Annotated in this window: 16 protein-coding genes; 7 read left to right on the top strand and 9 right to left on the bottom strand. The window is 51.2% G+C overall.

The genetic code is table 11. The features are described 5' to 3' along the window. The first annotated feature begins 109 nt into the window (after nt 1-109). Nucleotides 110-1,042, top strand: coding sequence for an alpha/beta fold hydrolase (locus tag JTN23_RS04020; protein ID WP_247232566.1), 933 nt, complete (start codon nt 110-112; stop codon nt 1,040-1,042). Between the two features lie 85 nt (nt 1,043-1,127). Here JTN23_RS04020 and JTN23_RS04015 read toward each other — a convergent pair whose 3' ends face one another. From JTN23_RS04015 to JTN23_RS04005, 3 genes are all read right to left on the bottom strand, one after another. Next, a complete protein-coding gene (locus tag JTN23_RS04015) occupies nt 1,128-2,054 on the bottom strand; it encodes a bestrophin family protein (protein ID WP_247232565.1) in 927 nt (308 codons plus the stop codon). 229 nt (nt 2,055-2,283) lie between these two features. Further along, entirely contained in the window at nt 2,284-3,945 is a 1,662-nt protein-coding gene (locus tag JTN23_RS04010) for an NAD(P)/FAD-dependent oxidoreductase (protein WP_247232564.1), read from the bottom strand. 54 nt (nt 3,946-3,999) lie between these two features. Then, the gene (locus JTN23_RS04005; protein ID WP_247232563.1) at nt 4,000-5,385 is read right to left on the bottom strand and encodes an ATP-binding protein; all 1,386 of its coding nucleotides are present in this window, start codon (nt 5,383-5,385) and stop codon (nt 4,000-4,002) included. A gap of 295 nt (nt 5,386-5,680) precedes the next feature. Here JTN23_RS04005 and JTN23_RS04000 point away from each other — a divergent pair, with 295 nt between their 5' ends. From JTN23_RS04000 to JTN23_RS03985, 4 genes are all read left to right on the top strand, one after another. Further along, nucleotides 5,681-9,904, top strand: a complete 4,224-nt coding sequence (locus JTN23_RS04000) for a hybrid sensor histidine kinase/response regulator transcription factor (protein WP_247232561.1) — start codon at nt 5,681-5,683, stop codon at nt 9,902-9,904. Nucleotides 9,905-10,105: 201 nt separating this feature from the next. Further along, nucleotides 10,106-11,587 (top strand): aminotransferase class V-fold PLP-dependent enzyme, encoded by a 1,482-nt coding sequence (locus JTN23_RS03995; protein ID WP_247232559.1) that lies wholly within the window; start codon nt 10,106-10,108, stop codon nt 11,585-11,587. Between the two features lie 36 nt (nt 11,588-11,623). Continuing rightward, a complete protein-coding gene (locus JTN23_RS03990; protein ID WP_247232557.1) occupies nt 11,624-13,288 on the top strand; it encodes a SidA/IucD/PvdA family monooxygenase in 1,665 nt (554 codons plus the stop codon). A 64-nt stretch (nt 13,289-13,352) separates the two neighbouring features. Further along, complete coding sequence (locus JTN23_RS03985) at nt 13,353-13,640, top strand: antibiotic biosynthesis monooxygenase family protein (protein ID WP_247232556.1); 288 nt, start codon at nt 13,353-13,355, stop codon at nt 13,638-13,640. Between the two features lie 129 nt (nt 13,641-13,769). Here JTN23_RS03985 and JTN23_RS03980 read toward each other — a convergent pair whose 3' ends face one another. Then, a complete protein-coding gene (locus JTN23_RS03980; protein ID WP_247232555.1) occupies nt 13,770-14,072 on the bottom strand; it encodes a YceI family protein in 303 nt (100 codons plus the stop codon). Between JTN23_RS03980 and JTN23_RS25970 the strand changes: the two genes are divergently transcribed. After that, complete coding sequence (locus JTN23_RS25970) at nt 14,038-14,220, top strand: helix-turn-helix domain-containing protein (RefSeq protein WP_409049427.1); 183 nt, start codon at nt 14,038-14,040, stop codon at nt 14,218-14,220. The two genes, JTN23_RS03980 and JTN23_RS25970, sit on opposite strands and share 35 nt — an antisense overlap. Before the next feature lie 237 nt (nt 14,221-14,457). Beyond that, nucleotides 14,458-16,236, top strand: coding sequence for an FG-GAP-like repeat-containing protein (locus tag JTN23_RS03975; RefSeq protein ID WP_247232554.1), 1,779 nt, complete (start codon nt 14,458-14,460; stop codon nt 16,234-16,236). 328 nt (nt 16,237-16,564) lie between these two features. Here the strand turns inward: JTN23_RS03975 and JTN23_RS03970 are convergent, their stop codons facing one another. Genes JTN23_RS03970 through JTN23_RS03950 form a run of 5 tightly spaced genes read right to left on the bottom strand, consistent with a single transcriptional unit; the run spans nt 16,565 to nt 20,585 of the window. Then, nucleotides 16,565-17,131: a YceI family protein gene (locus JTN23_RS03970; RefSeq protein WP_247232553.1), complete on the bottom strand. Its 567-nt coding sequence runs from the start codon at nt 17,129-17,131 to the stop codon at nt 16,565-16,567. A gap of 11 nt (nt 17,132-17,142) precedes the next feature. After that, the gene (locus JTN23_RS03965) at nt 17,143-18,051 is read right to left on the bottom strand and encodes a DUF5777 family beta-barrel protein (RefSeq protein WP_247232552.1); all 909 of its coding nucleotides are present in this window, start codon (nt 18,049-18,051) and stop codon (nt 17,143-17,145) included. An 11-nt stretch (nt 18,052-18,062) separates the two neighbouring features. Beyond that, nucleotides 18,063-18,575 (bottom strand): QcrA and Rieske domain-containing protein, encoded by a 513-nt coding sequence (locus JTN23_RS03960; RefSeq protein ID WP_247232551.1) that lies wholly within the window; start codon nt 18,573-18,575, stop codon nt 18,063-18,065. A gap of 50 nt (nt 18,576-18,625) precedes the next feature. Continuing rightward, nucleotides 18,626-20,035 (bottom strand): hypothetical protein, encoded by a 1,410-nt coding sequence (locus JTN23_RS03955; RefSeq protein WP_247232549.1) that lies wholly within the window; start codon nt 20,033-20,035, stop codon nt 18,626-18,628. Beyond that, nucleotides 20,016-20,585, bottom strand: a complete 570-nt coding sequence (locus JTN23_RS03950) for an RNA polymerase sigma factor (protein ID WP_247232547.1) — start codon at nt 20,583-20,585, stop codon at nt 20,016-20,018. Before JTN23_RS03950 ends, JTN23_RS03955 begins: the two co-directional genes overlap by 20 nt. Nucleotides 20,586-20,726 lie beyond the last annotated feature (141 nt).

Raw genomic sequence — 20,726 nt, 5'->3', positions numbered from 1 at the left:
CCTTTTTTAGTGCCTTCATCAGCCGGAATGGCTACCCCGGCAACTCTTTTTTTTGTAAGCTACCAAGGGCTATCATCTTTGAACCATCATTCTTCAACAGATAATAGCCATGAAAAAAATCATCGGTGCTTGTATAGTAGCCCTAGTGGCCTTTGCATCGCAGGTACTTGCACGTCCCTACTCCGAAGGGTTCTACTTCACTACTTCTGACAGTATAAAGTTGTACGTCCGGGTGGCCGGGCAGGGCAAGCCGTGTGTATTTGTCCACGGAGGCCCCGGCTCCACCAGCAACTACTTCGAAAAATCAGCAGGTAGCCAGGTAGAGCAATTCATGCAGATGATCTACTTTGACCAGCGGGGAAGCGGGCGGTCAGAAAGCGCCCGAAACGGTGACTACTCACTGGCGCGGCTTGAGAAAGACCTGGAAGAACTACGTCGCTACCTGGGTTATTCAAAATGGTCGTTGATGGGTCACTCGTTTGCCGGTATACTAATGACCAGCTACACGCTCCATTATCCACAGCGGGTTAGCTCATCCATCTATATCAATTGCACCCTCAACCTGCCCTACTCCATCAACAGCCACATCAGCTTCGGCATCCAGGAACTGGGACTCACGGATACAATGTACACCGACACCTCCATTAACAGGATGGAACGGCTGGGAAAGGTACACGGGAAGCTACGTGAGAAGGGGGTATGGTATAAACTAATGTTTGCCACGCCCGAAGCCAAGGTACACAGCGACTCCATCACGCTGGACATCGGCCGCCCTTTCAACTTTGACTACGGCAACAAGGTATGGGACTACGCCGAATACGATCAGGACTTTACATCGCTCTCAGCCAAAATCAAAGTACCCGTACTGGTCATTGCCGGACTGAAGGACTACGCAGTAGGGCCTGAGCACTATACCTCATTCCGATTCCCTAACGCTACTACGGCTTTGTACGAAGGAGGCCACTGTCCCTTCCAGGAAAGCGGAGCCTGGTTTGTTGGTACAGTCAGGCTGTTTCAGCAGCAACAAAGAAGACTATTGTAGTTATAAACAAAGTACAAACGGGAAGGCCTGAGGCCTTCCCGTTTGCCTGTTAGTATAGCTCCTCTCCCAGCGGCTAGTGACCAGATTAGAATACTTTCTGATACAGCTTTTCCTCCCGCTCGGGCTGGTGTACGTGCGTTACTTCCAGAATCTCGAATACGTTGTTTCTGATGGTATGCGCGATATCCCCCGTAGGTAGGTCATTACAGTCCAACCCAAAGGGATCTTCGATCTCGGCGGCCATCATTTCGATACCTATAAAGGTAAAGAATATAAAGGTGACCAGTGGAATGGTAAAGTACCCAAAGTCACGGATCAGTCCGAAGGGCAGCATCAGGGAGTACCCCAGTATCAACAGCTTGATGTACACGCTGTACGAGAAGGGAATGGGTGTTTTTTTGATACGCTCGCACGCTCCGGCGATATCCAGCAGGGCCTGCAGGTGAGGCTTCATATTACGGATGTCCGTGCCGGTAATGGTTCCGTTGCGGTAGTACTCCTGCATCTTCTGGTGGATCTGGCTGGCGATGTAGCTGGGTACATGGGTACGCTGCTTATACTTTTCAATCTCTTCCTTACTCACAAAAATCAGTTCCTCCACCTGAGCGCCCTTCCTGAGGTGTTCCTTGAGCACAATGCTAAAGTTGGAGATCAGTACCGCTATCTCAAAACGGCCTTTGACCTCTTCCGGGGGCAGAGTAGCCTGTACCGATACGGCCAGGTTACGACTGTTGTTGACCAAGGCTCCCCACTGTTTGCGTCCCTCCCACCAGCGGTCGTAGGCGGTATTGGTCCGGAACACCAGCAGGATACTCAGCACGATACCCAACAGAGAGAATATACTCGAAGGTACATTGATCTCCATGGGCCAGATCTCTTCAAAGGCCACGGTAATCATAGCCGTTACGGCTCCTACCCCCAGAGCTGCCCGTAAGACCCGCTGCATGGTCCAGCTGCGGGTAAGGTGGGTAATGTCACGCAGAAAGTTCTTGTTGGATTCGTAGACAATCATGGCAGTAGAGCAGCCTGTTTATAACCTGATGTGGTACAATGGCAGAAAGTTAGAAGTAAATTAGTAAATAAGAAAACCAGGACTGCAGTTGCGCCTCCCGTGGAACGGATTACTGACTGTACGGGTGGCAGTACCATACGTCTGCGCAGTGATAGATCCAAACAAAAACATCCACCAACCTCCATCAGAGGCGCAGGTGGATGTTTGGAATGAGGTGTACCTGCTGGCTCTATACCTCTTCCAGGTACTTATGTATAAAGCTGATAGCCATAGCTCCCTCGCCTACGGCCGAGGCTACGCGGTTCATGGCGTCAGCCCGCACGTCGCCCGCTGCAAATATGCCCGTAATACAGGTTTCGAGTGGGTAGGGCTCCCGCTTCTTTTTCCAGATCCGGTTGAAGTCGGGCCGGTTGACCAGGTCACGGCCCGTAATGATAAAGCCATCGTCCGTTTTCTGCATATCCGATGTAATCCAGTCAGTATAGGGGCGGGCACCAATAAATATAAACAGGGCATTGGCCTGGTACGTCTGGACTTCCCCGGTTTTGGAATTCTTAATGACCAGCTCTTCCAGATGCTCACCTCCTCTGGCCTCTATTACATCAGATTCCGCGATGATTTCGATATTGGGTGTAGAATGGATCTGGTCGATCAGGTAGTGGGACATGGAGGCAGTCAGATCCGGCTTATGGATCACGATGTACACCTTAGTGGCAAACTGCGAAAGGTACATAGCTCCCTGCCCGGCGGAATTGCCTCCACCTACCACAAACACCTGACGATCACTACAGCCCCGGGCTTCGGTCGTAGCGGCCCCATAATACACACCCGCTCCGGTAAAACTATCCACCCCTTTAGCCTCAAGCTTACGGTAATCTACGCCGGTAGATATAATCACGCTTTTGGCGTTGATATGGTTGCCGCTGCTTAAGGTCAGTATCTTGTAGTTGCCTTTGGCCTGGATGTCAACTACCTCCTCCGGTGACAGGAAATCCACCCCAAAACGAGTAGCCTGCGTGATAGCCCGTTGTGACAATTCGGCTCCGCTAAGCCCCGACGGAAAGCCCAGGTAGTTTTCAATGCGGGAGCTGGTACCTGCTTGTCCCCCCGGCGCCCTTCTTTCGATGAGCAGGGTCTTGAGCCCTTCCGACCCTCCGTAGACAGCCGCCGAGAGGCCCGCCGGTCCGGCTCCGATAATGACCACATCGTACAGTTCACGAGGTGTTTCCTGACTTATACCCAGTTTTTCGGCAATCTGGCGTCGGTCCGGTTGTACCAGGTAACTCCCATCTTCCAGAAATACATAGGGAGCATCCTTGGCATCCAGCCCGTGTTTGTCCAGCAGCGCCTTGCTCTTTTCGTTTGTTTCCAGATCTAGCCACTGGTAGGGGTACAGATTAGCCGACAGGAAATCCTTTACCTCGTGTGACTTGGGCGAAAACTGGTACCCGGCTACACGTATACCTTCAAACTCGGGTACATACGTAAGCTTCCAATCTTCCAGCATGCCGTCCAGTACCGGAAACATCTTTTCTTCGGGCGGGTCCCACGGCTTCATCAGGTAGTAGTCAAGCCGTACATTGTTGATGGCCTTGATGGCTGCGTCCGTATCCGAATACGCCGTCAGCAGGACCCGCTTGGCCTCCGGGTAGTACTTTCTGGCTTCCACCAGGTAGTCCACTCCCAGCATTTCGGGCATTCGCTGATCCGATATCAGCAGAGCCACGGCTTCATTAGCCTCTTCCAGTTCCTTAAGCGTGGTTAAGGCTTCGTTGGCTGATGCAGTACTTAGTATTTTATAGTCTTTCCGGTATTTGCCCTGTAGGTCCCGGGTGAGTGCCCGCAGTACCTGCTCATCGTCATCTACGGCCAGTATGATAGGTTTCTTCATGAATCAATTTCAGGTAGTATAGATTTTAGGGAGCGTACATGATCCCCTGGCACATTACTCAATAGGCAAACACACGCTGAACTCGGTACGGCCAGGCTGCGAGTGTACCTTCACCTGCCCTTTGTGCTGCTGCACAATGGTCTGTACAATTTCCAGGCCCAGTCCGCTGCCTTTGCCTATTTCTTTGGTCGTAAAAAACGGATCGAATATCATACTGGTAATATCCTCGGGAATACCGCTGCCATTGTCGATGACATGTACTGTTACAAACTCCCGATCCTGAACCGCCTCCACGTTGATCTTCCCGCCTTCCGGTAAGGCATCAATGGCATTGTCGATCAGGTTGGTCCATACCTGGTTCAGCTCCCCCGGTCGTACGCACAGTTCCGGCAGCTCCGGAGGCAGATCCAGCTGTACCGATATATTCTTACTCTTAAGCTTGTGCCGCAGTATACGCAGGGTACTTTCCAGCCCATCGCGCAGGGATACTTTTTTCTTATCTCCCCCGCCGTCCATATGGGAGTACTCTTTGATAGATCCGACGAGGTTGGCAATTCGTTCGGAGGCTTCCGCTATCTCACCTACCAGCCGTGTGGAGGCCAGTACGTTGGTGACCCAGTCCAGTACCGGGGTCAGGCTCTGCTCCGGTACGCTAGTACCAATCACGTCCAAGTCGTCGGTAGTGAAGTTATAGTCCACCAGGGTTTCGGCTATCTCAAAGCTATTGTTCACGTTGTGCTCCTCCAGCCAATCGGCCAGTTCATCCTCCCGCGCAGACTTCTCCATCAGTGAAAGCTGGCGCTGGTCTGCCCCATTCAGCTTGTCCAGCAGTACCGTACTTAGCTGATCTACCTGTTCACTGGTCATCTGGATTGACATCAGAGCTTTCAGCTTTTCGGGTACTATGCCCAGCTGCTTTTTGAGCGCCGTAGCACTGCGTACCACTGCCGAGGCCGGGTTGTTGAGCTCATGCGCCAGCCCCGCCGAAAGCTTTCCGAGCGAAATCATTTTTTCGTTCTGCTGCTGCACTTTGGTGAAGTTACGGACCCGATTGAGCATCAGGTGCACCAGTACCTCTACCAGTTCATCCTGCGTTTCGATCATTTCTCTGAATTGGCTCCGGTGTAGTCGCAGCAGCGTTGTATCGCCTACGGCCATGGCGTTGCCGGTAGCTGTCTTCAAACGCGAATAGGGAAGTAGTCCTCCGATATACCCTTTTCCATTGTCTTCGAGCAGGCGCTGTTCGTTGTTCTGGACATGGTAAAGCCGCATTCGCCCCTCCAGTACAATCCAGAGGTAGTCTACGGGGTCATCTTTCTTGAAAACATAGTCCCCATCCTGCAGATGTATAATCTCGCCTTGATCCACCAGCCACTGCAACTGTGGCTCCGGTACCGTCGCCAGATTTTCGTTCTTGATGAGCTCCTGTAAAATGTCCATACATAGGTAGTTCGGGATGTTCCATTAAGATAAAAGTAAACTACTTTGTTAGGTAAAATAGCGTATTTCTGCCGTAAATAAAGCAGACCTCCGGCCCATAAGCTCTAATCTCCGGCAGAGGGAGGGCTACAGGTACCTTAGTGGATCGTTGCCTTTTACTAAATATCTCCCGGTACATGGATATAAGTATCTATAAATGTACTTATTTAAACTATTCAGTAAAAGCAATTTAGAACTGCAGCCTCAACGCCAGCTTCTACTCGCTTTTAGCTGTGTCCACACACTATAGAAATCCGTGAGAAGTCTACCTCTGACACTGAGCATACTCCTCTGCCTAGGCCTGCTTGCAAAAGCCCAGCAGTATACCGCTTCAGTAAAACGCTATGGCCCGGAAGATGGAATGTCCCACCGGGAGGTGAACGCTATTTTTCAGGATAAGCAGGGCTTCATGTGGTTCGGCACCAAGTTTGGTCTCAACCGTTTCGATGGTCTAAAGTTTACGAGCTATACCAAAGAGCGGAACGGACTTGGCTTTGACGATATACAGTCTATCGCGCAGGATGCCGACGGGTACTTGTGGCTCCTGGGGCCGTATGGCCAGTCACATATTACGCTGTTTAATCCCGTAACCAATGAGGCTGTTTCGTTTGAAGAAAAGTTTAAAAAACGGCGTCCCTCCGCCTTATTTGATACTCCTCAGCGCCTGCTCGGTAGTGCCAACGGAACCATATTCTTTACAGACTACCAGCCGGCTGTTCTTATTTCGTACCATCCCAAATCTGGATTGCAGTATGTATCCTTGTCACAGTTTAAGAGGCTGGCAGTGTTTCAGGTCACAGCCCGCAATACGGTCTGGGCCATTGCGGATGACAAGTACCTGGTTGAACTGACCCCGGATGGGCGTATCCTGCATCAGTTTTTCCATCCCGAGGCATCCATAATCATCTGCTTTGGACAGCGTAATGCCGGTATAGAATTTTTCTATTCTGCCGATGATCCGTCCGGGCAAACTCCTAAGTTATTTTATAGCGTAGACGAGTCCGGGCAGCGTCGTCAGTGGCCGTATTCGTTGCTAAAATCGTTGAATCAGTACATTTTTCCGGTTTGTTACGCATTTGACCGCACCGGCCTGATCTGGGATGGAATTAGCCTGCGGGATTCAACCAAAGGAGTTGTACTGACTATCGACGGTCAGACGTCGGGTGACCCGATTGAGAACAGAAGTTTTTTCCGTGACCGGAACGGTCTGTTCTGGTTAGGTACCGGTTTTGGTGTGTATCAGGTAAAGCTGGCCGAAAACCATTTTCAGAGATTATTCTATCAGGAAAATACGAAGGAGAAAAATGTAGCGGCCATTCGGGGCATTACCGTACAAGGCGATCAAGTCTTCGCCAATCTGGAAAACATTGGCCTGTATACCTCCCACCGACTGGGCGGAGTACCCAGGAGGTTGTATATACCCAAGATATTCCAAACGAATAGTGATGCTTTTGCTTCCGCGTATGCGCTAATGCATGATGGGCAGGGTACGCTCTATGGCGGCATTAGTGACCAGCTTGTTCGTTACAAACCGTCTACTGCTTCCCATACCACTACAGACTTACCCAAGGGCTCGGGCGCCTGGACCCTTCACCCGTTTGGTCATGAACAATGGCTACTGGGAGGCCGAAGAGGGCTTTTGCTGTATGAGGCCAAGCAGGGACAGCTAAAACCTTTTATACAATACAACCAATTTACTGAACTGGCCGAGGCCCATATACTTCATATTGCTCCTGACCGGCAAGGTACCTTCTGGATTTGTGCCAATACCGGCCTATATACCATCCATCCTCAAAAAGGCATAACGGCGCGTTACTGGAGCGGGGGAGGGAGCGATTTCTATCTGCCAGCCGAAAGTTACCAGCATTTCTACCAAGATACTCAAGGAATATACTGGCTGGCTACCGCCAACGCCGGACTGATCCGGTGGAACCGACGGCAAAACCAGTACCGTCAGTTCCGGCGCAGCGAAGGCTTGTCCAATGACAATATCTACGCCGTGTACCCCGATGAGCGGGGACACCTCTGGATGAGCAGCGACTACGGCATCATGCAGTTTGACCCTACCCGGTTTACTACCCGGGCCTATTTTGTGGAGGATGGTATTACCCATAACGAGTTCAACCGGATTGCGCATTATCAGGAGGAGAACAGGCGCATCTACTTTGGGGGGCTGAACGGGATTACGGCATTCGATCCCCGTGATTTTCAAAAGCAGAAACCGGAAGCTGAGTTGCCCCTGCGCATCACATCATTACGGCAGTACAATCATGTAGAGGATCGAATCGTCGATAAGACAGATGATGTGATAACTACGGGTACCATTACCATAGAACCCGATGACCGTTCCAGTGAACTGGATTTTGCCCTGCTTAATTACGTTAATGCCGAAAAGAACGTGTATGCCTACCAATTCAAGGGCATTGGCAAAGAGTGGACCTACCAGACGGAACCTACACTACGGCTGAACAACCTACCCTACGGCGACCATCAGTTATTGATAAAAGCACAGGCGGCCGACGGGCAATGGTCGGGCAACACGCTGGACATAAAGCTGGTGGTAGTGCGGCCGGTCTACCTGCGTACCTGGTTTCTGATTGGGTTGGCCCTCTTGGTAGGAGCCAGTATATGGGCATGGCTACGGTGGCGTATCTGGCAACATCAGGTAGAACAAATACGACTGGAAGCTCAGGTCAGGCACGCCACTACCCGCATTGAACAGGATAAAGAGATTATTGAGCAGCAGGCTCAGGATCTGATGCGGCTCAACGAGGCCCGCTCACACTTTTTTGCTAATATTTCGCATGAGTTTCGTACACCTCTCACGGTTATACTGGGCATGGCTGCCGAGCTCAAAGGCTATAAGCCAGAGGTACAATTGCCACTGCTTCAGAATGCAGCCGGACTGATCGAGCGCAACGGCGCTAATCTGCTAAGGCTGATCAACCAGATACTGGACCTCTCCAAAATTGAAGCCGGGGAGATGCATCTGAACCTGGTGCGCGCCGATCTGGTGTGCTTTACCCGCTATCTTGTTGAATCCTTTCAGTCGATGGCTAAGGCCAGGGATATTCAACTGCATTGTGTTCTGGAGGTAGAGACCTGCGTAGCTGATTTTGATCGTGACAAGCTGCAGGACATTCTTTCTAATCTGCTGACCAATGCGCTGAAGTTTACCCCCGGGGGCGGGCACGTCTCCTATCAGTTAAAGCTTCGGGACAGCTGGCAGCCCTTAAATCCACTAGGATACCATGAGGAACTTTCCCCAACCACCTGTTTGAACAAACCCTGGATTCAGTTCAGCGTGAGCGATACCGGACCTGGTATTGAACCGGCCAATCAGCCTAAGGTCTTTGACCGATTCTTTCAGGCCGGGCCTCGCCAGGCCGGGCCTCGCCAGACGGACAATCAATCAGCTTCGCAGCTCAACGGCACCGGTATAGGACTGTCGCTGGTACGTGAACTGGTGTTGCTCATGCACGGTGGGCTAGCCGTCAGAAATCTGCAGGGCCAGGGAGCCGAATTTGTGGTCAGCTTACCATTTACCTGTCAGGCGCAACTGACCCAGGAGCAATTGGTGGCTCCGGTACTAGTCAGCCCAGAGCTATCCAGTCTGGATGGGTCCGGCCTGGATGGGTCCGGCCTGGATAGGTCCGACCTGAATGGCTCTCAGTGGAGCGAGTCGGAACAGCCCGCTTCGGTAATCCGGCCAGTACTGCTGCTGGTAGAGGATAATGACGATGTGGCCGCCTACATTCAAGCCTGCATCGGAGCCTACTACCAGGTAATACGGGCCGAAAACGGCCAGGTGGGCATTGACCTGGCGCTGGATAAAATGCCGGACCTGATCTTAAGTGATGTCATGATGCCACTCAAGGATGGGTTTGAGCTGTGTGATACACTCAAAAACAACGAACAAACCAGCCATATCCCCATTGTTTTGCTAACCGCCAAGGCAGCCGCGAACGACCGCATCGCCGGATTACGGCGCGGAGCCGATGCCTACCTGGTCAAACCCTTTCTACGGGAAGAGTTGCTGCTGGTATTGGGTAACCTGATCCAGACCCGGCGCCTGCTGCAGATCTACTACAGCCAGCTAGCTCTGGGTACTATTCAGGATAATGTGGCCCCTGCCGGACCAGACGAGCCACTGGAAGATGAGTTTGTGGTTAAGCTACGTACTACTGTAGAAGCCCACCTGGATAATGCCCAGTTTTCGATAGATGATGTATGCCAGCTAATGGGCATGAGCCGAACTACCCTCTATAAGAAGATGACAGCCCTGACAGGCCTATCCATGAACCGGTACCTTCGCGCATTGCGTTTACGAAAAGCCCAGGAGCTGCTAGCTACTACTACCCTGAACGTTTCAGAAGTAGCGTATGCCGTTGGCTTTGATGATCCGAAGTACTTCAGCCGGGTATTTTCGGAGGAATTTGGCACTCCTCCTGCCAATTTTCGCCAATCAGCCAAGGGCTGAACAATTCTCCACCTATTCAGGACAATTCTCCACCTCCTTCTGGGCCTATACTTGTAGACTTGTGCTGCTGTTTTATTACTCCCTAAACCAGGCAGCACTTGCCCTATGAATCTACCAATTACTACCGGAGGAGACGTTCTCACTCATACATTTCGCCGTCGCGAACCTAGCCTGTTGAAGCCTGCCACTACTGAGTCTGCTATGGAAAGATATTTTTCCAAGTACCGCGATGAGATTATAGGCGGAGACCTTTTCATAAAGACACCCTATCATAGTGGTGTCAGAATGATCTATGCTGACTGGACTGCCAGCGGCAGAATGTACTATCCGATCGAGCAGCGGCTTCTGAAAAAATTCCTCCCGCTGGTGGCCAATACGCATACGGATACGAACCATACCGGATCGGCCATGACCTATGCGTACCACGAAGCACAACATATCATAAAAGAACATGTGGGCGCCAATGGAAACGATATACTGATCAACTCGGGCTCCGGAATGACCGGCGTAATCAATAAGCTGCAAAGAATACTTGGCTTAAAGATTCATGAACGTTTTCAGGACCATATACAGATAGCCCCGGAAGACCGCCCGGTTGTATTTACTACGCACATGGAGCATCACTCCAACCAGACATCATGGCTGGAAACAATAGCGGAAGTAGTAGTTGTAGAGCCGGATGAGGACTGCCTGGTATCCGTTGAGAACTTCAAAGCAACCATTGACCGGTACAAAGACAGAAAGGTAAAGATCGCTGCGATTACCGCCTGCTCCAATGTAACCGGCATCATGACTCCCTACTACGAGATAGCCCAGGTAATACATCAGGCAGGAGGCGTATGTTTTGTGGACTTTGCCTGCAGTGCACCTTATGTAGATATCGATATGCACCTTAATGATCGCTCAGGAAAATACTTGGATGCGATTTATTTCTCTCCCCATAAATTTCTGGGCGGGCCGGGCTCTACCGGAATTCTGGTCTTTAACAAAAAGCTATACACCAATTCTGTCCCTGATCATCCGGGTGGAGGAACTGTAAACTGGACGAACCCCTGGGGGGAACGTAGCTATGTAAGCGATATAGAAGCCCGCGAGGATGGTGGTACGCCCGCTTTTCTGCAAACGATACGTGCAGCTCTGTGTATGCAGCTCAAGAAGGAAATGAGCGTGGAAAAAATACGGAGAAGAGAAGAGGAAATAATAGACCTGATCTGGGACGAATTGTCAGCCATACCTAACATCCACATACTGGCTAAAAATCAGAAGAAACGATTAGGTATTGTATCATTCTATATAGATGATCTACACTATAACATAGGGGTCAAATTGCTGAACGACAGATTTGGCATCCAAACGCGGGGCGGTTGTTCGTGCGCTGGTACATACGGACATCACCTGCTAAACGTATCAAAAACAGTATCTAAGGGAATATGCGATATGATTGACACGGGAGACTTATCAACTAAGCCTGGCTGGATACGACTATCCATTCACCCGACCCACACCGACCATGAAGTAAGATATATGGTGAATGCTATAAAACAGCTTGCGCTGCATTTCCGCGAATGGGAAAAAGATTACGACATCAACTATAAGGACTCGGTCATTAAGCATAAAGACAGGAGCTCAGTAGAAGAGCTGGAAATGAATGTACAGTACTGGTTTGAGAAACAATTTGCGTAAGCTAATATCCTACAATTAACTATTCCGTACTATACTATGGTAACGACAGCACCACCGCTTGTGAGCGAGAACCCAGGCGTTCCGGCAATGATCACTCCCTACTCGAGCCTGGGACAGCCCACTGAGAAAACAAAGTGGTGGGCCCCCTTGGGCTGGCTGCTGGTAGCCTTTTTCTCATTGATATTTTTTGCGCTGTTCGTTGCGCTCATACCGGTGATGCTGCTGGTAATAGCCATTCAACGTGGGCTAATAAAGAGCAGGTACACGTATCATCGTAAACCCGAGGACCTCCGGGTCGCCATTATCGGTGGAGGCTGGAGCGGCTTACAATGCCTTGAGCGGTTTAAGAAGCGAGGCGTGTCAAACGTTGACGTATTTGAGCGATACGATGATATAGGCGGTACCTGGAACAAAAATCTGCGCTATCATGGCTTGCAGATCCACGGAAACATGACGGTAACCTCGTTTGATGGGCTTCCATATAGTACCGATCGTGATATACAGGGGGGAAAGGTAATGGCCGAAGAAGTGGAACGGTACATCCATCGTTTTGCCGACGCGAATCGCTTACGATCGTACGTTCAGTTCAATTCAAATGTAGATTCGGTTGATTATAACTCAGCTAACAAGAAAGGCACGATCAGGATAACCGATACCTTAACCGGGGAGCAACGGGAATCAGGACCTTATGACATGGTCATATGGGCCTCCATGGCTGCATTTGGTGATGTACCGACTATCAAGGGAGCTGAAAAGTTCATGGGCAAGCAGTTGCATACCATCCAGTATAAGACCGCCGACTTCAATGACATTATAGACAACAACAAAAAGGTAATCATAGTAGGCGGGGGCAAGGCGGCCTGCGACGTGGTACTAGGCTTTCGCAGGGCCGGGTATAAAAACTTTACCTGGCTAATGCGTAAGCCTTATTTGTTTTATAAATACGAAACGTTGTTCCATGATACTTCCTTCATGAATAAAGTGAGGGGTATGAGTTACCTGGCTACTGTACTCTGGACGGGTGTTTCTTCCAGGCTGGGCGCTATACTCCACTGGTCATCGGGGTACCTGTATGCCTATGGCGACCCACATACTGATTTCAACCATTTTCACGGCGGAGTCTTATGCCCCACCCAGCGTAAGGACCTTAAAGATGTACCTTATAGCAAAGGGGAGATCGTTGAGTTCAGAGAAGACAGCGTACTACTCAAAGATGGCAGCGAACAGGATTGCGATGTAGTCATATGGGCCACCGGCAATAAAAGCGGCATTGATACCCTGAAACTGGCCAGGGATGGCGAACCGTTCAAGCTGGATACCAACGCCAAGCTGTATAACCACTTCATTGTACCCCAATTACCGGTGATGGCCTCTTCTACGGCCTTATGGACAAGTTTTGGTCCGATGCGGGCCACTAACTCCGCCGATCTGACTATTCACCACCTTTGTGTGCGGAAGGAACGTACCCAGAAGCAGATGGAAAGGGTAGCCAGCCGGCAACTAAGCAGGAATAGTCTCCTCCACTCCTTCATCTGGGCACACAATACCTGCTGGCTTCAGCAGTGGGTGTATTTTCATATTGACCTGATGCTCGCCGGTATTACGCCCGTGGAGTCCTTCCTGAAACATGCCATTGAGATTTTTGTGCTTTCTAAAGAAACCCCTATGGAGTTTAATCTGCTCCCTAAGCAAAGAAGCTGATAAGGGATAGTTTAGACCCCTTCACTACAATTTATCCCCTTTTACTAATAAACAACACACAGTTATGGTCATACGGATGCTCAACTTTGAAGTCGATCCCCAGCAAAAGGCGGAGGTATTGGATGCAGTAGGTACTATATTGCCCAAAATTAAATCAATAGACGGATGTGAGAAGATCATGCTCCTGACCCATGAGGATCAAAAGTTTGGTCTGCTGGGTTTCTGGACAAGCAGGGAACATGCCGATGCCGCCTTAAGCATTATTGGCCCACAACTACTGCCTGTGGTAAGTAAGTTAGCCAAAGGACCGGTAGCACCAGTGCTGTACGATGTACACCAGTCGCTAGACTAATTCCAACGACTACATATCCATCCGCTAATTCATACCAGGCACAGACATTAGTACTGATTGCCAAAGAGCAGCTACTCTTATCAGGTAGCTGCTCTTTTTTGTAGTTACATCGCCGGTTTCTAAAATCAGCTATCGGTTGTAGGGTGTGAGCTGGTACCGGGCTTTTACCTTGATTACCTGAGCTATTTTCATGAATACAATCTTAGGTACTTCTATTTTATGGTCGGTCAGGGCTACTTCAAAATCCGAACTGATGCTGATGGCTTTGTCTTTCACAATAAGTTGTCCTTTCAGGGTCCGGTTCTGGGTAACGCCATGGATGGTGAATGCTCCCGTTGTGCTGACCTCGTAGGTACCGTTCTGGGTATAATCTACCGCCTGATCTACCTTAGTACCTATGAACCGGTACCTCCGCCCGTTACGTATACGCAAAGCTCAGGAGCTGTTATCTACTACTGCCCTCCATGTTTCCGAAGTAGCTTATGCCGTGGGCTTCGATGATCCTAAATATTTCAACTGGGTATTTTCAGAAGAATTTGGTACGCCTCTCGATAATTTTCGCTATTCGGCCAGGGGCTGAACAATTCTCCACCTTTACGGAACATTTCTCCACCTTGTTTGACGCTGAAAGCCGTACTCTTGTGCTGCTGTTGTATCGTCTCTTAAACCACTCAGCAAACTGCCTATGTATCTACTTTTTACTTCATTCGCTCAGCGAACCCTCGAGCTCTCCCCCAGCTCGTTCATCCGCCTAAATTCGCAGCGGCAATGTCCTGGCTGGCTAGTATCCTGCTCCCGTGCCGTATGTATACTGCCAATGCTTGTAGCCAATGTGCTGAATGTGAGTGCCCAGAGCAGCGGCTGCTCAACCCCCAGCTTTGCCCCGGCAGTACCTTATAGCTCCGGCGGTGATAACCTTAATTATGTAATCACGGGGGACTTCAACAGCGATGGCAAACCCGATTTAGCAGTAACGAACGCTGGCTCCAACAATGTTGGTGTACTGCTGGGCAGTGGTAATGGAACCTTCGCGGTTGCTAACACTTTCCCTTCTGGTGGAGGTGCGCCATTTGATATCACAACCGGCGACTTCAACGGTGATGGAAAACTGGATCTGGTGGTGGCAAATTTTAACTCCGACAATGTGGGTTTGCTGCTGGGCAATGGCAATGGCACCTTTACGGCTGCCACCACCTTCCTCTCCGGTGGAAACGAGCCACTTGGTATATCAACCGGCGACTTCAACGGCGATGGAAAGCTGGATCTGGCGGTGACAAATCTAGCCTCCGACAATGTGGGTGTGCTTCTGGGCAATGGCAATGGCACCTTCGCGGCTGCCACCACTTACCCCACCGGTGGCGACGTGCCATTTGGCATCGCCACCGACGACTTTAACGGCGATGGTAAGCCTGATCTGGTGGTGACAAATGGAGTCTCTAATGATGTTAGCATCCTGCCCGGCAATGGCGATGGCACCTTTGCATCTGCCGTCACCTATCCCACCGGTGGTGGTGCTCCCAGGGACGTAACAACCGGCGACTTCAATAGCGATGGTAAACTAGATCTGGTGGTGGCAAATCTGTCCTCTGACAGAGTTGGCATCTTCCTGGGCAATGGCGATGGCACCTTTGCATCTGCCGTCACCTACCCCACCGGTGGTGGTCAGCCATATGGTATATCAACCGGCGACTTCAACGGCGATGGTAAACTAGATCTGGCAGTGACAAATCTATCCTTTGACAATGTGGGTGTGCTACTGGGCAATGGTGATGGCACCTTTTCAATTGCTACCACGTTCCCCTCCGGTGGCAACCAGCCACTGGGTATATCAACCGGCGACTTCAACGGCGATGGTAAGCCTGATCTGGTGGTGGCAAATTCCAACAACAATTTGGGTGTTTTACTAAATATTTGTGTGCCGGACAGCGACGGTGATGGTGTGCCCGACTCTCAAGATAACTGTCCTCTAGTCGCCAATGCCGATCAACTCGACACGGATAGTGATGGCCAAGGCAACGTGTGCGATACGGATGATGATAACGATGGCGTAGCCGATGCCCAGGACAACTGCTCCCTGCTGGCCAATGCCACCCAGGCCGACTTTGACAAAGATGGACAAGGCGACACTTGTGATGAGGATGATGATAATGACGGCGTTACGGATGCCTACGACTGCGAACCGCTGAATGGCAAAAAAGCTAAATACCTGGTGTGTCACAAGGGAAAAATGTTGTGTGTGGATGAGCGAGGCATGCAGGATCACCTGGCGCATGGTGATCAGCTCGGCACCTGTAGCCCCTCGCCTGCCAACGCTCGACTGAGCGCCGAGCCCGGTCAGGATGAGCTGCAGGTGCAGGTGCTGGGCAACCCGGTTAGTGGCCGCCAGGTAGAAGTCCTGATCAGCGGAGCCACCGGGCAAGCCCTGCGAGTAGTACTGGTGAGCCTGCAGGGGCATGTAGTGGATCAGCAGCAGGTAGAGCAGGCCGAGCCCCAGCAGCGGGTGGTGTTGTCTGTAGGTGCTAGCCCAGGTGTGTACCTGCTGCGGGTGAGCACGGCTAGTCAGACTCAAACCGTACGACTGCTGAAAGTCAATTAAGCCTTTCATCGCGGAGTTAACGCCAGCGCACTTCTATCTGCCTGTTCTTTCTGAGTAAGGCTAGTGGGAGTGCGCTGGCTTGTTAGCAGCGGCAATGTCCTGGCTGGCTAGTATCCTGCTTCCTTGTCGTATGTAGGGTTACCTGTGGTCAGGAAGGTAGCTAAAGGGCCGGTAACACCGGTGCTGTACGATGCGCATACCAGCTTATAGCCACAACCCAGAACTTTTACCCTCATTGATACTTACCAAGGCTTACGTTTCCATTGATAAAAAAAGCAACTACTCTTTTCAGGAGTAGCTGCTTTTTTATTGGATTATATCGCGCCTGCTACCGGTTGTATGGAGTAAGCTGGTACCGGGCCTTCACCTTGATTACCTGCGCTATTTTCATGAATACGATTTTAGGTACTTCTATTTTATGGTCGGCCAAGGCTACTTCAAAATCCGAGCTGATGCTGATGGTTTTGTCTTTCACAATAAGTTGTCCTTTCAGGGTCCGGTTCTGGGTAACGCCATGGATGGTGAATGCTCCCGTTGTGCTCACTTCGTAGGTACCATTCTGAGTATAGTCCACCGTCTGGTCAACCTTACCCCGAAAAGTGGCCGTGGGGTACTTCTCCGACTCCAGGTAGTTTTCGTTGAAGTGCTCCTCCATCAGCTCATTAGGAAAGTCAAAATCCCGCATGTTCATCCGGATAGCCAGTTCACCCGTGGAGGTATTCAGGATCGCCTGCGTCTTCTTATTGACGGCGGTGATATTCTCAGCGGGCGTTTCGGAGAAGAAGCTGGTCTGGCCCGTAGCGGTAGCGTACAGATTGCTTTGAGCCCGTACAGGTCCGGAAGCGGTAAGGCCAATCAGTAGTAGAAGTATGTATGTGAATAAGTACCTGATCATAGTAATGGTCTCTACCAGTCCGTGGCCGCTCGTTTGCTTTTCTTATCCAGGCTGAACGTTCGCGATATATTAAATCCGTAGTGTATATCTCCCTTGCCCCATGTACCTACTGTTTCGCCGATAAACTGCTTCTCGATCATGCCCAGCGAATTGGTAAAGTGCAGCTGGAATACGTGCCCGCCCGTTTCGATATCAAAGCCAACAGCCAGGGAGTTGTAATAGGGCAAAGCCGCACTACTCTTATCGCGCAGGGCCCAGAAGTACTCGCCATTGAGCGACACCCGCTTACTGATCTTGTAGCGGCCACCAATGCCTACCGCCAACAGTAGCTGATCGTCCGCTGCCAGCTCGGGTTGGTTACGGTACAGGTAGGTAGGCGTAAGTTGTAGGGAGAGCCGCTCGCTGAACTTACGGGCTATCAGTACCTGTCCGGTATAGGAGAGCTTATCCTGAAAAGAACGCTCCTGCTCGCCGGGTATGAATGATCGCACCGTACGGATAACAGTACTCCCAAACAAGGTAACGGATACGGGTACGGTACGGGCGCCGGTAGTCTGGCGGAGGACGCGGTACTTTCCAAAAAAGTCATAGGCTTTCTGCTCGGAGCTACGCCCGATGCCAATCATCAGGTTATCGGTGACGCCGTATTCCAGCCCCAGGCGTATGGTAGCCTGATCCAGCCCAAACAGCTCGTAGGCGCCGGAGTTGAGCCGCCCGAAGCGGTGCGAGATCCGGAAATCCATGTGGTTGCGCTTGACGGTTTCTACCGAATGCCCGTTGATAATCCGGGTGGACTTGAAGGTAGCCACTACCGGAACGGTCGGCGGTACAGCCTGTTTTTCAAGTTCCCCCAGCAGGTCATCTTGAGCTGCGCCCAGCAAGGGTATCAACAAAAAAGGTATAATGCGGAGTAGTTTCATAGAAGCTGCAATTATTCGTATACCCGGAGCGAGTTACCATTCTGGCTGAGTTCGGTTTTGTACACCTTCAGCGGCGACGCTGCCGGGCTTTGCTTGACAGTACCATCCAAATTGAAGGCCGACATGTGGTTGCTGCAATACATGTCGTTCTGAGCCAGACGGTACTGTACGTTAGTACCCTCATGCGTACACCTTTTTGATAGGGCCACGTACTTATTACCCGAGGCCAGCGCTACTATGACATCCCCGGCTATGACGAACTGCCCCTCTGTCTTCAGCTTATTATAGTTGCTGTTGGTGAGGTCGAGGGTGAAGTCGATACTACTGCCGGTAGCCTTGCCCGTAAGGCCGGCGGTACTACCCGTCCCACCGTTGTTGTTCCCTCCAGGCTGGGGGTCATCATCTCCGGAGCTACATGCGGTGAGCGTACCCATGCAGTAAAAGGCCATCAGTGCCGACGTACTTAGCCCCAGGCTCCGCAGAAACTCGCCCCTTTTCAGGGTTTCTTTTTCGTTAATTTCCATGTTTATAGCTGCTAGTTATGTTGAAACTACACTCAAAAGTACAGGGGCCTCTACTTTTTGAAGGCGGGTACATACCGTACCGACATCCATACGCCCGCTGTAAATAAGTTGACCTTACCGTATCCGACCCGACGCAACGGCACCCGTACGTACGGCTCTGCCAGCAGCGACAGCCGGTTGGAGAAGCGGTACTCATAGCCGGCCGAGGCATTGAGGTGGCTCAGCCAGTACCATCCCGTCTGGCCTTCCCAGCGCCACCGCTTGATGCTGGGGTCCGGGCGCTCGTAATTGTACTTGTATACTTCTTTCTGCATGTGATACGACGATACGCCTGCTCCTGCAAACCAGGTAGCGCGTGTACTCCGTGCCAGATCGTATCGTAGGTTCAGGGGTACTTCCAGTACCTTGCAGTCACCGTCGATGCTAATCGGCTTGATGTACTGCGTCCAGTAAGCTGGCCACTCGTACTGCCCCGGAAGCGCCCGGTAGGCTTTCAGGCTCCGGATTACACCCGACTGTACGTACAGCCGATCCATCACGGCATACTCAATCAGTAAGGAGGTAGCCGGACCGGGATTGGTAAAACCTGTCAGTCCCACTGAACTCATATCTGGCGATACGCCCAGCCTTACAGCTAACTTCGGAGCAGAGGCCGGCCTCACAACCGACGGCTCAGCCACTTGCCCCGAGTCAGTGTAGCTAATAGATGGCAGCGACAGAGGTGTAGTCATCCGGAACGTCTGGCGGGGTAATAGGGCGTTTGCATGGACGGCTGTGACCTGCTCCGCCGGGGCTGCCTCAACAACCCCTTCCCTGAATGTGCCTGCGACTGTACCTGTTTCTTTACGTACTACCTCTCTACTTCTGACTGGTAAAGAAGGTCCGCTGGCCGGAGGAGTTGCCCCAGCCACCGTTTCCTTCCTGTTCCAATGGGGTGCCCCGTCGCCCTCCTTCCTACCAGCCAGGCTGGATCGTAGACGCACTCCGCCTGCGTCCGGCTGACTCCGGGGCAATATCTTCCGGGATGTTGCCTTTTCCTTTCCTGGAGTACCCCGGGCTTCTTCAGGTATTTTAGGTTCGCCCCCTTTTGTATCATGCATTGCATTACGCACATCCTCCGGCTTTTGATGCACTTCCTCGGTATTCATTTCTTTGCCCGCCTTATCACCTCCTGTCGGCACAGCTTCTGCGGGATTAGAAGGGGTAGTCGCTAGCTTTTCCTTTGAGTCTACAGAAGTACCTCCCCAGTAGTAGAAACCGAGTCCTCCACCTACCAATAACAGTAGTACTACCGCTCCCCAGGGCCACCATTTCCGGAGCCACCCTGACGTAGCTGGTTTGGTACCTGCATCCAGTCGCTCGCGCAGGTTGTCCCAATCGGCGGGTTCAAAGGAAGGATTATGCTCTTCAGCAGATATTCTGAAGAGCTCATCCAGGCGGTCATCTGGCCACTCGTTCATAGTCATCTGCATTTTTTTTTGATAACATCACCTTTAACTTTTCACGGGCTCTAGAAAGGTTCGATTTGGAACCTCCAACCGTAATGCCCAGCTTCTCAGCAATTTCCTCGTGTGTATAGCCATCAATGACAGCCATGCTGAAGGTCACCCGGTAGGCTGGCGGCAACTGCTGGATCATGCCGATCAGCTCTTCGTGCGCTAGCTGACTAACCGCCGTCTCGTCAATGGAAACCTCCGCCAGTTGTACATCATCATGCACAGTCTGCTGCCGTGCTTCCCGGCGGTAGTTGTCGAGGGCGGTGTTGATCATGATCCGGCTTAACCAGGCTTTGAAGGAACGCTCTGAGTCAAACTTTTCCAGCTTCGTGAATACCTTCAGGAATCCATCGTTCAGGACCTCCCGGGCCTCTTCACGATTGTGGGTATACCGCAGGCAAATCCCCATAGCATAGCCGTAGAACTGCCGATAGAGCAATTCCTGACTACGACGGTTACCGTGCAAACAGCCGTCGAGCAGTTCAAGAAGAACAGCGGAGTTGTACTCGGGCATGTTTTAATGCTTTTAGGAAGATATACGACCGAATGTAAGGAAGGGTTGCGTTAAGTGGTACTACGACGACTAGTAAATTTATGCAGACACAAAAAAGCCTGTAAGAGTAACTACTCCTACAGGCTTTTTATATAGCTTACT

Source organism: Telluribacter roseus, assembly GCF_017355915.2.
In the GTDB taxonomy this organism is placed as follows: domain Bacteria; phylum Bacteroidota; class Bacteroidia; order Cytophagales; family Spirosomataceae; genus Telluribacter.
This window is presented reverse-complemented; position numbering and strand designations above follow the sequence as displayed.